At 37.4% G+C, this 14082-nt stretch carries 10 protein-coding genes; 5 read left to right on the forward strand and 5 right to left on the reverse strand.

Translation table 11 applies throughout. The features are described 5' to 3' along the window. Window positions 1–43 precede the first annotated feature (43 nt). Window positions 44–673, forward strand: coding sequence for an orotate phosphoribosyltransferase (gene pyrE, locus ACQ33O_RS08780; RefSeq protein WP_430995195.1), 630 nt, complete (start codon window positions 44–46; stop codon window positions 671–673). A 3-nt stretch (window positions 674–676) separates the two neighbouring features. Here pyrE and ACQ33O_RS08785 read toward each other — a convergent pair whose 3' ends face one another. Next, a complete protein-coding gene (locus ACQ33O_RS08785; RefSeq protein ID WP_430995196.1) occupies window positions 677–1138 on the reverse strand; it encodes an LEA type 2 family protein in 462 nt (153 codons plus the stop codon). A 711-nt stretch (window positions 1139–1849) separates the two neighbouring features. On the opposite strand from ACQ33O_RS08785, the gene ACQ33O_RS08790 reads away from it, so the two are divergent. Both ACQ33O_RS08790 and ACQ33O_RS08795 read left to right on the forward strand, forming a co-directional pair. Further along, entirely contained in the window at window positions 1850–2215 is a 366-nt protein-coding gene (locus tag ACQ33O_RS08790) for a hypothetical protein (RefSeq protein ID WP_430995197.1), read from the forward strand. A 23-nt stretch (window positions 2216–2238) separates the two neighbouring features. Further along, window positions 2239–4851 carry a T9SS type A sorting domain-containing protein gene (locus ACQ33O_RS08795; protein WP_430995198.1) on the forward strand — a complete coding sequence of 871 codons (2613 nt, stop codon included), beginning with the start codon at window positions 2239–2241 and terminating at the stop codon, window positions 4849–4851. A gap of 9 nt (window positions 4852–4860) precedes the next feature. On the opposite strand, the gene ACQ33O_RS08800 is transcribed toward ACQ33O_RS08795, so the two are convergent. Further along, entirely contained in the window at window positions 4861–6303 is a 1443-nt protein-coding gene (locus tag ACQ33O_RS08800) for a M56 family metallopeptidase (RefSeq protein WP_430995199.1), read from the reverse strand. 9 nt (window positions 6304–6312) lie between these two features. Beyond that, complete coding sequence (locus tag ACQ33O_RS08805) at window positions 6313–6690, reverse strand: BlaI/MecI/CopY family transcriptional regulator (RefSeq protein WP_430995200.1); 378 nt, start codon at window positions 6688–6690, stop codon at window positions 6313–6315. 360 nt (window positions 6691–7050) lie between these two features. Here ACQ33O_RS08805 and ACQ33O_RS08810 point away from each other — a divergent pair, with 360 nt between their 5' ends. Further along, a complete protein-coding gene (locus ACQ33O_RS08810) occupies window positions 7051–7680 on the forward strand; it encodes a pyridoxamine 5'-phosphate oxidase family protein (RefSeq protein ID WP_430995201.1) in 630 nt (209 codons plus the stop codon). Window positions 7681–7837: 157 nt separating this feature from the next. On the opposite strand, the gene ACQ33O_RS08815 is transcribed toward ACQ33O_RS08810, so the two are convergent. Together ACQ33O_RS08815 and ACQ33O_RS08820 are read right to left on the reverse strand one after the other, a co-directional pair. After that, entirely contained in the window at window positions 7838–10069 is a 2232-nt protein-coding gene (locus tag ACQ33O_RS08815; protein ID WP_430995202.1) for a sodium-translocating pyrophosphatase, read from the reverse strand. A 461-nt stretch (window positions 10070–10530) separates the two neighbouring features. Beyond that, window positions 10531–11109, reverse strand: a complete 579-nt coding sequence (locus ACQ33O_RS08820) for a hypothetical protein (protein ID WP_430995203.1) — start codon at window positions 11107–11109, stop codon at window positions 10531–10533. Between the two features lie 553 nt (window positions 11110–11662). On the opposite strand from ACQ33O_RS08820, the gene ACQ33O_RS08825 reads away from it, so the two are divergent. Then, window positions 11663–13918 (forward strand): T9SS type A sorting domain-containing protein, encoded by a 2256-nt coding sequence (locus ACQ33O_RS08825; protein WP_430995204.1) that lies wholly within the window; start codon window positions 11663–11665, stop codon window positions 13916–13918. Window positions 13919–14082 lie beyond the last annotated feature (164 nt).

The following is a 14082-nucleotide window of genomic DNA, read 5'->3' on the forward strand; positions in this document are numbered from 1 at the left end:
CACTTATGGTTTGCAGCATGGTGCTTTATTTAATTTTGCACCCATGACCAACGAAAAAGCTGTAGCTGAAAAACTTCTACAAATTAATGCAATAAAATTAAGTCCGCAACAACCATTTACCTGGGCCAGCGGTTGGAAGAGTCCTATTTATTGCGATAATCGTAAGGTATTGTCTTTTCCCTTTATACGGGACTTTATTAAAAGTGAAATGTGCAATGTCATTTTCCAGAAATTCCCCGATGCTGATATATTGGCCGGAGTTGCTACTGCAGGGATAGCCTGGGGGGCAATGGCAGCAGATCAACTAAAGCTTCCCTATATCTATGTACGTCCAAAACCTAAAGAGCATGGGTTAGGTAATCAGATCGAAGGATTTTATGAACAGAGCCAAAAGGTAGTAGTGGTAGAAGATCTTATATCAACCGGTAAAAGTAGTTTGGAAGTTGTAGAAGTACTCCGCAAGGCCGGATTGGAGGTTGTGGGTATGGTCTCTATCTTTACTTATGGATTTGATGTAGCCGATAAGGCTTTCGCCAATGCTTCAGTCGAATATAGGTCACTTACCAATTACTCAACTTTAATTGAGTTGGCAATCGAAAAAGGGATCGTTTCTGATACGCAGCAAAGTACACTTTTGGAGTGGAGTAAGCATCCCTCAACCTGGGGAGTATAAGCCTTAAAAAAGGTCCACAGAATGCTTCCCGGAGTAGTCAACTTCGAAGCTTTTAAAGACGTTCATTTTACCCACTTTTACGGTGCCTACTACACGAACCATCACCTCTTTTTTAAAGGCTGTATTCAACGCATTTTTGAATAGGTTTTTCATGTCTACATCCACCTTAACCGGTAAAGAAAACTCCCTTTTTTTGGGGATGGTAATTTGGTACTCCTGAGAGGTATGCCCCAAATATGTAGAATCTATATATATATCAAGATCTGTTCTTTTCAGTTGTAATCCAAAATTATTTGGGTTGTAATAAACCAGATCCATTTTGATTGCGGCAGAGGAGAGGCCCATCTTTTCCACAGTAAAATTCTCGAAATCCCTATACTCAAGTTCCTTCGGAGTACCACATGAAATCAGCAAGTTTGTCAGTATTACTAAAAAGGCAAGTAGAGTAGGCTTAATAAGTTTCATCAAAGTGAATTTTGAGTAGTTAGCAGTGGGAGATAATAGTTTTTCTTATAGTCGCCCTTATCTGCTTCACAAATGTACCCCAATAATTTTAGCAAATTGTATTTTTTGATTAAAATTTTCATAATAATTCAATGCTAATTTAATTAGGTGTATATGTTTTTTATAAACTATTTGTTATTAATTATTTATGACGGCTATATTAAATAAAAACTAAAAAATATTTATATCTTTTAGGAGGAGTTTGATTGACTTTTTTGTAATAGATGATCAATGCTGATTTTAATTATAAATTTTACAAAATAATATTGATTACTAATAGTTTATAAAATTTATTTAAAATTAAATTTCGTTTATAATAACTTATTGTCATTAAGCTAATATAATCGCCTTGCTTTGGCACAAAAATCAAAAGAACTTTCGGGATGGCTTGGTTGACCTGATTGATAAATTAGCTTTGAACGCTTGCAGCTTTTTGGTCGTTTTCCCTTGCTCAACAAAAATAGGAAAAAATGTCATACAAAAATCATTCTAGTATTTTGTACAAAAATTGGTTATTTCGTTTTTAATGGCCGGTCATTCTGCCTTATTTGGGTATAAATATATACCCTCATTTTTGGGGAGGTGCTTCAAACTATCTACTTTACAGAAGCACTGATTTTAAGAAAGATTTGCTGAAAAGCACCTTACTTTATACATAAAAAATATTTATATATGAAAAGAAGCACCTTCCTTTTATTTTTGGTTTTTGGATTTCAGCTTGCCTCGGCACAGAAAATTCCCAGCCTTTATTACCACGGAAACGACCGTAAAAAAACTAAACATTCGCTGGTCATTTTATCCAGGAATTCTACCACCACTTTTGTAAGTTTTTGTAACAAAGAATTAGCGCAGATCTGGCGTAAAAAATCACCACAAGAGATCAATACAACTTACAGGTCAAAACCCAATATTTCAAGCTTTAGTTATAACAGTAAGACCGGCATGGTGAAATTAGCCGCTCCTTCCGGCCTCATCAAGGAAATGCTGAAAAGAGAATTTGAATTTTCAGATAAAGAGCTAACAGCCAAAGGATTATGATCTTACTTTCAAAACAAACCATTATGCTTAAAAAATTACCCATTATACTTAGCTTAACAGCTTTTAGCCTGTTCTCAGGGCCTTTAAAAGCCCAAAATGGCTCAGACGAACCCTGCGGTGCACCTACTTTAACTGTAAATCCGCTTGGTTCGGCTTGTTCAACCATTGTTTCAGCCACCATCAATGATGTTCCAAACCATACTTATACCAATTCAATTTCCGGTTCGGCCGGTGTTACTTTACCGGCAGTTGACTGTAATTTTTTCGACGAAACGACAAATGATTGGTGGTATAAAATCGTCGTACCGGCATCGGGTTATCTAAGTGTTGATCTTACCGAAAATTCTAACAGTACCTATTTCGACTGGGTAATGTATACGGCTTCTTCAACTACCTGTACAGGATCGGTTTTTACCGAGATCATACACAGTAATCAATGTATTCCTGATGGGGAGGTGCCTGTTACAACAGGAATTGGCCCGTTGATACCAGGTACGGTTGTTTATTTAAGGATGTGGCGTGAGGCTGACTATACTCAGGACGCCATCAGAGATTACGAGTTATGTGTGAACGAAGCCGGTCCACCGCCAACAGATTGCCCGACTCCAATTGCTCCTGCAAATAACTCAACAATCGGGGCTTTTCCGGCAACATTTACCTGGTCTACCGTTGGAGATGCTTTGTCTTATGGTATCTATTTAAAAGACGTAACCAATGGTGGGGCTTTTGAATATGTTGGGTCGGTAATCGGCACTAGTGCCAGTTTAGGTGGAGGTTTAAGTTATTCTACTACCTATCAGTGGTATGTGGTTCCGCTCAATGCCGCAGGTATTGGTAATTATAGTTGCAACACTACTTACACTTTTAAAACACCGGGGCCGCCACCTGCGGCTACCTGTGCTACAGCTACACAAATTTGTTCGCCATTTTCATTTTCTTCAGGGGTAGATCAGCCTGAAGATGGAGGTGGGGTCAATACAGATTACGGGTGCTTATCAACCGCCCCTAATCCGGAATATCATTGGGTAAAAATTACTTCAAACGGAAATATCCGCTGGCATATTGAAAGTACACCCGATGCTTTACAGGATGTTGATTATGCTATCTGGGGGCCTTTCACCGGTATAATCCCAACGATACCAACCTGTGGTATTGCCACAAGCGGCGGCAATGGTTTTGCCTGCGGATCGAGTTTAGGAGCACCTAAGGTCTGCGATTATTCAACAGATAATGGCGGAGATGTAATTATTAATAATGCCAAAGCAGGAGAATATTATGTGATACTCGTTACCAATTTCGAGAATACACCATCTACTATTACCATTACTAATAATAGCGGCAGTACTGCCGGAATTGAATGCCCTTGTTTGGTGAACGAACTTACGATCATCCCTAACGCAGATTGTAATAATAATATTTACAGTGTAGACTATGAAGTGCTTTTTAATAACCCTCCGGCTACGGGAACACTTACTATTACTGACGGTGAGGGACACACAGCAACGATCAATGCACCATTTACTACATCTAAAACAGGCACCATAACGGGCTTAACTGCCGATGGCGGATTTCATACATTCACAGCAAATTTTTCTGCTAACAGTAATTGCAAACTTTGTACAAGTTACACTGCACCGGATCCGGCACCGGTCAATAATTCCTGTGCTGTGGGCTTGCCGTTAAGTGCTAACCAAAGTGCCGGTTCGGCATCGGGCTATACCAATAATTGTACAGGTAAAAGTGTTGGAGAGGCAAACTATTGCGGATCTCCGGCTTGCCGATCTGTATTTTACAAGATACATACTTCTGCTGCTGCAGTTGATAATGCTCTAAGCATAGATATAGATGGAGGTAATGCAGGAGATGAATTTGATTTTTGTCCGGCAGGTATAAGAGTAAGTGTGCTTACAGATTGTAATACTGCTGCGGCAATCACACCTTCCAATTGTCAGACGGTTACTGCATCAACCGCAAGTTTAACATTCAACGGACTTTCATTGAATACAGACTATTATATTATAGTTGATCAGGCCGACTGCGCCGATGAGTCTTGTAACTGGAGTATGCGTTTCCTTGGAGTAGGTGTATTGCCTGTTACTATGGGTAGTTTTGAAGTGTTGAAAATGAATCGTTTCAATACGCTAAAATGGCTAACGGTCAATGAACAAAAAACAGATCACTTTGAAATATTACGCAGCGAAAATGGGGTCGACTATACTGTAATAGCTAACCTAACGGCTGCTAATGTACGCAATGGACATGCTTACTCTTTTAATGATGATAACAGAAAAGAGGGCATCAATTATTATAAAATAAGGACGGTTAATAAAGATGCTACTTCCGAATTGAGTGAGATCAGAAAGGTTAATAATACAGCAGCAACATTCGGGTTGTCTATTGCCCCCAATCCTGCTAAAGATGATATAGCAGTAACCGTCAATAACGCAGCGAAAGGAGAGGGTAAGTTTATTATTACTGATGGTATTGGTAGAAAATTAGCGGTAAGAGATGTAAAACTGAATGCAGGAAAGAACAACTTTACCTTCAATGTATCAACATTCAAAGCTGGCGTATTGTATATTAAATTTATTGATAGCGATGGAGTAACTGTAACTCAGCCCATTAACAAATTATAACAAGATGCTTTAAGAAGTGATTTTTTTGCCCGGCATAATAGATGTGTCGGGCATTTTTTTGGAGATTTTCTTTACAGGTTTGTTTAAGAAAATGATAGGTTTAACGGTTGCTTTTCCACTATCATTTGACAATTGAAAATAATACACACTGTTGTTTTTGTTGCCCGATTTTTCTTCTTCGATCTTTACATAGTATTTGGGAGTGATCAAGTCTTCTTTATCAGATACATTAGTAATTGCATATGCTTCCGGATCGGCAGCTTGTAATAATTCCTCATTGATCAACGCAACAGAATAGTCATTATCTTTTTTGGAGGTGTTCGCTTTAACCACAATATTAGTTGCTGTTGTAGTTTTCGTTTTGGGTGTTTCTTTTATTCGAATAGGTTCATTGTTTATCTGTGCTATAGGAAGAATAAACGATTGAACGTTTTTATATAAAATGATATTATCTTTTTCTGCAACAGGATGTTCGTCAGCAGAAGTTTTAGCCGGCATCAACAAAACACATGCAATTAAAAGTGAAACACACACTGTGGCTATCTGCACTTTTTGAAAATTGGTTAAAAATGTATTTGGTTCAGCATTGAATAGCCTTTTGATCCTGTTCAGTAATTGTTTTTTGCCGTTGGTTGCGGCTAGTGCTATTATTACTTTTTCCTGTCTGTAAGTTTCTATTTGTAATAATGCATTTGCATATGTTTCTCTATTGTATTGATGATTCAATACCCAATCGTCGCAACAGTTTTCTCTTTCGGTTTCTATTTGCTTACTTAGTAAAGCGGCAAAAGGATTAAAGAACAGTATAAGTTTTGCGATGGTATGCAGAAGATTCAATAAAAAATCCTGTCTTTTAATATGTGCCAGTTCATGCAATAAAACCGATTCTAATTGTTCTGTAGTTAATTGAGCAATGGCTGCGGCAGGGAGCAATATTGCCGGCTTAAAGAAACCGATTACTGATGGGACATCTATTTTGTCAGACAGCCAAACCTGCACTTTTTTTGTGATACCCAAATGCAACGCAGTATTGGTAACAAAAATTCGTATATCGATATTTGGTTTTAGCAGATGGCTGTTTTTTAATTGTGCTATTTTAAAAAAGTTGTTAGAGAATCGTATTAAATATGCGATCAGAAAGACTACATAGACTACTGCTATGTATGGAAGTACCGTGATGATTATATTATTTGTTGATGCGGAAATAGAAAATGTAGCGATCGTTTTTGACGTATCTCCGTAAGACTGCAGAATTGTAGCAATGAACCAACATACTGAGAGCATTAACAATGCAAAACTCAAGTTGTGTTTAAAAGGAGCTGATGAATTTTGTTTTGAACCGGTGATCAATTTATACACTACCCACAATAGCGCAACTTGCCAAAAACTATTAGCAATAGCCCAGCCAAGCGACTGTAAAAAAAATGTATGCTCAAAAAAAGCAGAAAGCATCGGTAGTTATTATTTTATGCTGTTGAGATAATTTCTGATCTCGTCTAATTCTTCTTTAGATGCTTTATGATTGCCAAGTGCTTGCATAACCAGTTGAGCAGACGAGCCGGCAAATAAAGAATCGATCATCTTATTTAAAAAAAGTGATTGCGTTTTCTCTCTTGTAACAGAAGGTTTATAAATATGAACCTTGCTGCTGCTATCTCTCGACACTAATCCTTTCTCAAACATGATCTGCATGAGTTTTAGGGTAGTGGTATAACCGGCTTCTTTCCCTTTTATCAATTCTTCATGTACTTCTCTAACCGAAGCAGATTCTTTATTCCAAAGTACCTGAAGTATCTCTAATTCACCTTCAGTAGGCCTGGTGTTTTTAATTGTAGTCATTGTACGATGTATTTCGTACGTGAAGATAAAAAATTATTTCATAATAAAAACTAAAAGTTTCGTAGATAAATGAATTTTATTGATAATTTGCTTTTATCAAGTTTTGAGAATCTATTAGTCTGGTAGTAAAACATCATGTAGAATTACTGAAGTTGAGTTTACAGTTTGCAAATCCCAACTCGGTGGGAAGTACATAAGCTTAATCGAAGTACAAACCCGAAATCGGGACGTAATCGATTTAGGGCGGCTTTTTTGCCTGCCCCGATTATTTCGGGGGTTACTTTTTTTTCGCAAAAAAAAAGTAACAATAGAATATCCCTAAAATGTTTTACTGCATTATAATTTTAAGAAAACAACAAAATGGAAAGAACCCCAAAAACAACCCCCAGCAGATACGCTAACCAGCGTATGCACTATTCAGAAGAAGTGGTGTACCCGATCCTGGATGAAGCCCTGTTTTGTACTGTGAGTTATACCATCAATGGAGAACCTTTTGCTATTCCGACAGCTTTTGTAAGAGAAGAAAACAAGCTGTATATACATGGTTCTGTCGGCAGTCATTTTCTGCGGCAATTAATGCAAAGAACAAAAGTGTGTATTTCGGTAATGATTACAGATGATATTGTAGTGGCTAAGTCTGCATTCAATCATTCCATTAATTACCGTTCAGTTATTATTTTTTCTGAAAGCGAATTGATAGATGATTTTGAAATAAAAAAGGATTTCTTCAAAAAATTAACTGAGAAGATCGTTCCGGGCAGCTGGGATTATTTAAGACCGATGAAAGACAGCGAAGTGGCGAAGACGATGCTGATAAAATTTGAAATTAACGAAGCAGGTGCTAAGGTACGTCAAGGGATGCCGATCGATGAAGATGAAGACAATCATTTGCCGATATGGTCAGGTTTAATTCCAATACCGAGCAAGCGGCTGGCGCCGATAGCAGATGAGTTAAGTAAAGATATCCCTTTGCCCGAACATCTTAAGTAGTTTAAAATAAAAAAGCCCCAATGTAGAAACATTCGGACTTTCTGGTTATAATGGTTCTGATTAAACTATTTTATGCGAATCTTTCGATTCAACTTTATCTTAGACGATAATATTTTAAAAAAGGTTGCAACTTTTTTAAAATATTTTTTATTTTTTTTTAATGTTGGGTTTTAAGTTCTTCTAAACTTTTAGTAATGCTTTCAGCTGCATCCTTTGTGTTCATCTTGATCAAAGTTTTCATTTGGGCATTTCTGTTATCAACGATCTTGTCATGATGTAGTTTTGCCAGGGTAGGAGCTATTACCAACGATACAATGCTCATTAATTTGATCAATATATTCATCGACGGTCCTGATGTATCTTTAAACGGATCACCAACAGTATCACCCGTTACTGCAGCTTTATGTGGTTCACTCCCTTTTTGATGAATCGTACCATTGATATCGGCACCCGATTCAAAAGATTTTTTTGCGTTATCCCATGCACCACCGGCATTGTTCTGAAACATACCCATTAATACACCACTAACGGTAGCGCCTGCAAGAAAACCGCCCAACACTTCCGGCCCAAAAATAAAACCGATTGCTATCGGAGATAGAATTGCAATTGCACCCGGTAACATCATTTTTTTCAAAGAAGCTTGTGTAGAGATCGCTACGCATTTATCATACTCCGGTTTTCCGGTACCTTCCATAATTCCCGGAATACTGCGGAACTGACGACGAACTTCTTCCACCATTGCCATTGCTGCTTCACCTACCGCACGTATCGCTAAAGAAGAAAAGATGAACGGTATCATCGCACCTACAAATAATCCGGCCAATACATCTGCATGATAAATATCAATACCATCAATACCTGCAATACCAACAAAAGCAGCAAATAAAGCCAATGCAGTCAATGCTGCAGAAGCAATTGCAAAACCTTTACCGGTAGCAGCTGTTGTATTACCAACTGCATCTAAAATATCTGTTTTTTCACGAACTTCTTTTGGTAATTCACTCATCTCTGCAATACCACCTGCGTTATCTGCAATTGGTCCGAATGCATCGATCGCTAATTGCATAGCAGTTGTAGCCATCATACCTGCGGCAGCAATGGCCACACCGTATAAACCTGCACAAGCATAAGAGCCATAAATACCTGCTGCTAAAACAAGTATCGGTAATAAAGTACTTTCCATACCTATTGCTAAGCCTCCAATAATATTGGTAGCATGGCCTGTTCCTGATTGACGAACAATACTCAGTACTGGGCGTTTACCCATTGCCGTGAAATATTCTGTAATGATGCTCATTAAAGTACCAACAGCAAGACCAACCATGATGGCTCCAAAAACTCCCATCTTAGTAAATTCATGTCCACGTAAGGTCATTGTTTCGGGCAGCAACCAGTTCACTAAAAAATAAGAAGCAATTGCCGTTAGAACAATAGAACCCCAGTTGCCCATATTCAACGCTTTTTGAACAGCAACAGTACTATTACCAACTGATTCAGAAATACGAACAAAGAAAGTGCCTATGATGGAAAATAAAATACCGATTGAAGCGATCAGCATCGGCAAAAGAATAGGAGACATGCCTGCAAAATCATCCGTCAATGCATCTGTTTCTCTACCCAATACCATTGTAGCTAAAACCGTAGCAACATAAGAACCGAAAAGATCGGCACCCATACCGGCAACGTCACCCACATTATCACCCACATTATCTGCTATGGTTGCAGGGTTACGAGGATCATCTTCAGGAATACCGGCTTCTACTTTACCAACAAGATCAGCGCCAACGTCTGCAGCCTTTGTATAAATACCGCCACCCACACGTGCAAACAATGCAATCGATTCTGCGCCTAAAGAAAATCCTGTTAATATTTCAATGGTTTTTTCCATCTCGTGGCTGTTGACAGCAGCACCGGGAGCAAACACCATTTTCAAAATAATAAATAATCCGCCTAGTCCTAAAACGGCTAATCCGGCAACGCCTAACCCCATTACACTACCGCCGGTAAACGAAACAGTCAACGCTTTGCTTAAACTGGTACGTGCCGCTTGCGCTGTGCGTACATTGGCTTTGGTAGCTACTTTCATTCCAATGTAACCTGCCAATGCACTGAAAAAAGCACCTAATATAAATGCCAAAGCAATGGTCCAGTGACTGTTTTCACTTGTATACCCCAAAACACCTAATAACAAGGCAGCTAATATTACGAAGTACGTAAGAATTTTATATTCGGCTTTTAAGAAAGCCATTGCACCTTCAGCAATATAATTACTGATCTCTTTCATACGGTCTGTGCCGGCATCTTGTTTAGATACCCATGCATACTTTAAAAAAGTATATAACAAACCTACTATACCCATTGCCGGAATTACATAAATCAACTTATCCATAAATTTATTCTACGTTTTTTTTAGGAGGGCAAAAATAGGGGAATTGATATGAAAAATCGAAGAAACAGGCACTTAATTGGCAACGATTGCGTAAATGTGTTGATTTTACATGATTTGAGCCGTATTTTTTAAGAAAAAGTAATGGCGTGCCCCTTTGGGTCGGGCTTTACGCTGCAATCTTTTTGTCGTGCCTCCAAAAAGGATTTTCGCTTCAATCCCTCACGCAGGCAGACTGTAAATTTGAAGTTGTATTAATGAATCGAGATGAAGATTTAAAATCTGACGTGCCGGAGTACGTAAGCCACACAATGTGAGTAGGGGGGAATCAACGAAAAGGTATTTGCGGTAGTAAAAAACAATAGCTTGTATCAACCCAATTATAGTTCAGCAAAACCGTAAAAAAATCAATTTTTATTTGGTTTTTTACACAGTTCATGTTGGCAGTAGGTTTTGTCTACACGTTATAATTGTCTTTTATAATTATTTAAGATTTTAAAATTGAATTTCTCTTTCTTCAAAGTTGAATAAATCAAGTCAAAATATCGTTTTCTGGCAGTCTCTTTTTTCTTACTTTTTGCAACGTATGTCCAAGGTTGCGAATTTGTCCCAGTAAGTTCAAAGTAGTTATTCGTTGTTTTTGAAAAGAAATATACTACGTTACCAATTATTGGTGGTGTGAACTTTAATACTTTTTCATCTTGAGTTACATAAGTTATTTTCTTATCGATGTAATTAAAAATATTTTGTCCAGCAAAGGAAATTGCAGAATAAACTTTTCTATCACTTACAATAACTGTTAAACAGGTTTTGTCTTGTCGCCAAATGATAAATGTTAAAATACTGTCACCACTTTTTAAATAGTCGAATTGCCTTTTAGTTTGAAAAACAATAACCTCGTTTGTTTTGTCAAGAAGTAAACTGTCTTTGTATCTATTTACTAAACTATCATCAACGTTTACATAGACTTTTACTTCGCCTGCTTTTTGTCCAAAAGAGATGGCAGAAATGAATAAAAATATGATTGAAATAAGGGTTCTCATAAACTTACTGCCAACGAACAGGTATTGCCGATGGTGGGGAATTTTATATTCGTCCGCCGGAACCGCTGCCTGACTTTTTGATAAAGTTAAATATTAAGAACAAAAGCAGGGCTTTATTCGTCGAGCCCAGAACCACAGTACAGCAGAATTACCGCTGCTGATTGCTCCAATGTCCAGCCTCACTATTGGCAATACCAATGTTGCTAGCAGTTTTTCGACATTAGCTTATCTAATGAGCACTCTACTTTTCCGATTTCTTTCTTACACATGGAAGAAGAGGCTGTCTATTACCGACAATTGATCCGTTTCAATTCATCTGATACATCCTTCCATTTCTTCCTTAATACATTTCAGTGTACACAAAACAGCTGATTTTTATCAAATATTGTAAAGATGAATATTATAAGTGGCATTTTTTTATAATATCAAACAATAAAAACCTAAAAAGCCCGTTTTTAATAGTTGAGCAAAGTGTGTTTTGTATTGAAACTGCTTTGGTCACTTGAATCACCGGAGTATTTAAAAGTATTCCGGCCCTTAAAATCCCTTATTTATGAAAAAGCTTTTTATTAGCTACTCCGGTGCTATTATGCACAAAGATGAAGCCGTCACTACGCATTCATCCTTAAAAAAATCAATTTGTTTTTTTATTCTTGCTATCTTTTTTTGTACAGCCATCTTTGCACAAAGTTTAACCATTGGCCAAAGGGCTTATTGGGTAATGAATGGCTCGCCTACATTGGTTGTAAAAGATGCAGCCTTAATTAACAACGGAACTTTTACAGAAGCTACCAGTACTGTAAAATTCAGCGGATATGCAGATACTACTCAATCTTATTTATCGGGAAGTAACACTACAACTTTTTATAATTTAACCAGTAGTAAATCTAATTACGGTACGGCGTTAAAGTCGATGGGCAGGGTTCGTAATGTATTAAATCTAAGTAGTGGTCATTTATATTGTGACAGCAATCTTACTTTATTATCAGATGCAAATCTTACCGCCAGAGTAGATGTAGTTCCGGCAGCCTCAAATATTTATGGCAAGGCAATGGTACAAAGACATATGCCGGGCAGAAGGGCTTGGCGTTTAATGACGGCACCTGTTACAAGTTCAAATACTATTTATAATACATGGCAGAATGGTGGCGTATATGAAGCCGGTAAAGGAACCTGGATAACCGGTCCGAATCCGACAGGAGCCGGTGGAAACGGTTTAGATGCAAGTCCGCTGAATAATATTTCAATGAGAGGCTTTAACTATGCTACACAGGCTTTCACAAATATTACAAATACAAAAGTGCCTATTTCTTCAGGCTCGAGTGGCAGTGCCGATAATGTTGGTTATTTTATTTTTGTGAGAGGAGATAGGGTCTGGGAAAACTTTAACTATCCGGCAGGCTCTTGTAACACAACAGTTCTAACAAGCACAGGAAGGTTACAGGCACATACGCAAACATTTTCTACTGCAACAGACTCGGCAAAATTTACGATGGTTGGTAATCCGTTTGCATCTCCTGTAGATTTCAATAGTATTACCAGAAATAATCTAGTAAAACGTTTCTTTGTTTTAGATCCCAATATCGGATCAGTAGGTTCATGGGTAATGTTAGATGATATTGATGGTGATGGAACTTTTACAAAGTCTGTTGGCGGAAGCGCAATGACACAGCATATTCAGTCGGGGCAGGCATTTTTTGTGGTTACAAGTGGTAATGTAGGATCAGCATCAATTTCTTTTCCAGAAACAGCTAAATCAAATGGTAATAATAACAATGCAATGGGTAGGCCACAGGCTCCTCGTAAAATTGCTTCTCTCAGGGCAAGTCTATTAATGCCCGAAACGGATAGCGTATTATTAGCCGATGGAGTAATAACCGAGTTCGATAATATGTTTAGCGCTAAAACAAATTTAGAAGATGCAGGAAAGATTGCCAATACAAATGAAAACTTAGGATTGGTAAGAAATGGGTTGAATTTTTCTGCAGAAAGAAGGCCAATGTTGACTGCAAACGATACTATTTTTCTTAAACTTACTAAAACAACACAAAGAGCTTACCGCTTTCAGTTTGAACCTGCGTATCTGGCTAATTCAGGCTTACAGGGTTTTTTGGAAGATAAATATTTAAACACTTCTACACTTATTCATTTGAATCAAACAACAGAAGTTAATTTTAATATTGATGGGAATTCAGCATCAGCTGATCAAAACCGTTTTAGGATCGTTTTCAGACCCGGTGCACTTTTGCCGGTAACGATCAGCAATGTAAAAGCTTCTCTTAAAAATGATAATAATATTGCAGTAGAGTGGAAGGTGGAAAATGAGATCAATATCGTTAAGTATGAAGTAGAAAAATCGGCGGATGGTATCGCTTTTACTCTAGTAGATGTGCAAACTGTTAATGGCAATAATAATTCAAGTAATGAGTATAATTGGTTGGATAAAAATGCTTTAGCAGGCAATAATTTTTACAGAATCAAGACTGTCGACGCATCCGGACAGGTTAAATATAGTTCGATCGTAAAAGTTGTAGTTGATAATAAGTTAATGAGCAACATTACAGTTTATCCTAATCCGATTAAAAATAATACCATCAATCTGCAATTTACTAACCAGGCAGCTGGCATTTATCAGATTAGATTAATGAATAATTTGGGACAATTGCTCTATAAAAATAACCTTCAGGGTAATGATGGTAACAGTAGTCAGGCAATAAAACCGTCAGTAACCCTGGCAACAGGTACTTATCAAATAGAGATCATTGCTCCTGACAAGAAAAGAACTACACAGAAATTGTTTGTAGAATAATTAATAATCAATTACTTATATAAAATCCCGGTATTAACCGGGATTTTTTTGCATTTATATATTATTTTTTTTCTTCTTATACAATAAGAAGATAATCTGTTACGTTATATAATCAGTTACTAATCAATATTCTAAAAAAATGAAAAGCATCCGTGGGGCAATTA

Origin of the sequence: Ferruginibacter sp. SUN002 (genome assembly GCF_050611725.1) — a bacterium.
Taxonomy (GTDB): Bacteria; Bacteroidota; Bacteroidia; order Chitinophagales; family Chitinophagaceae; genus Ferruginibacter.

Coding starts and splice junctions, on each gene's coding strand:
- ACQ33O_RS08815 (WP_430995202.1), bottom strand. CDS start 10,069: ATGGATAAGTTGATTTATGTAATTCCGGCAATGGGTATAGTAGGTTTG.
- ACQ33O_RS08790 (WP_430995197.1), top strand. CDS start 1,850: ATGAAAAGAAGCACCTTCCTTTTATTTTTGGTTTTTGGATTTCAGCTT.
- ACQ33O_RS08810 (WP_430995201.1), top strand. CDS start 7,051: ATGGAAAGAACCCCAAAAACAACCCCCAGCAGATACGCTAACCAGCGT.
- ACQ33O_RS08820 (WP_430995203.1), bottom strand. CDS start 11,109: ATGAGAACCCTTATTTCAATCATATTTTTATTCATTTCTGCCATCTCT.
- ACQ33O_RS08800 (WP_430995199.1), bottom strand. CDS start 6,303: ATGCTTTCTGCTTTTTTTGAGCATACATTTTTTTTACAGTCGCTTGGC.
- ACQ33O_RS08805 (WP_430995200.1), bottom strand. CDS start 6,690: ATGACTACAATTAAAAACACCAGGCCTACTGAAGGTGAATTAGAGATA.
- ACQ33O_RS08795 (WP_430995198.1), top strand. CDS start 2,239: ATGCTTAAAAAATTACCCATTATACTTAGCTTAACAGCTTTTAGCCTG.
- ACQ33O_RS08825 (WP_430995204.1), top strand. CDS start 11,663: ATGAAAAAGCTTTTTATTAGCTACTCCGGTGCTATTATGCACAAAGAT.
- pyrE (WP_430995195.1), top strand. CDS start 44: ATGACCAACGAAAAAGCTGTAGCTGAAAAACTTCTACAAATTAATGCA.
- ACQ33O_RS08785 (WP_430995196.1), bottom strand. CDS start 1,138: ATGAAACTTATTAAGCCTACTCTACTTGCCTTTTTAGTAATACTGACA.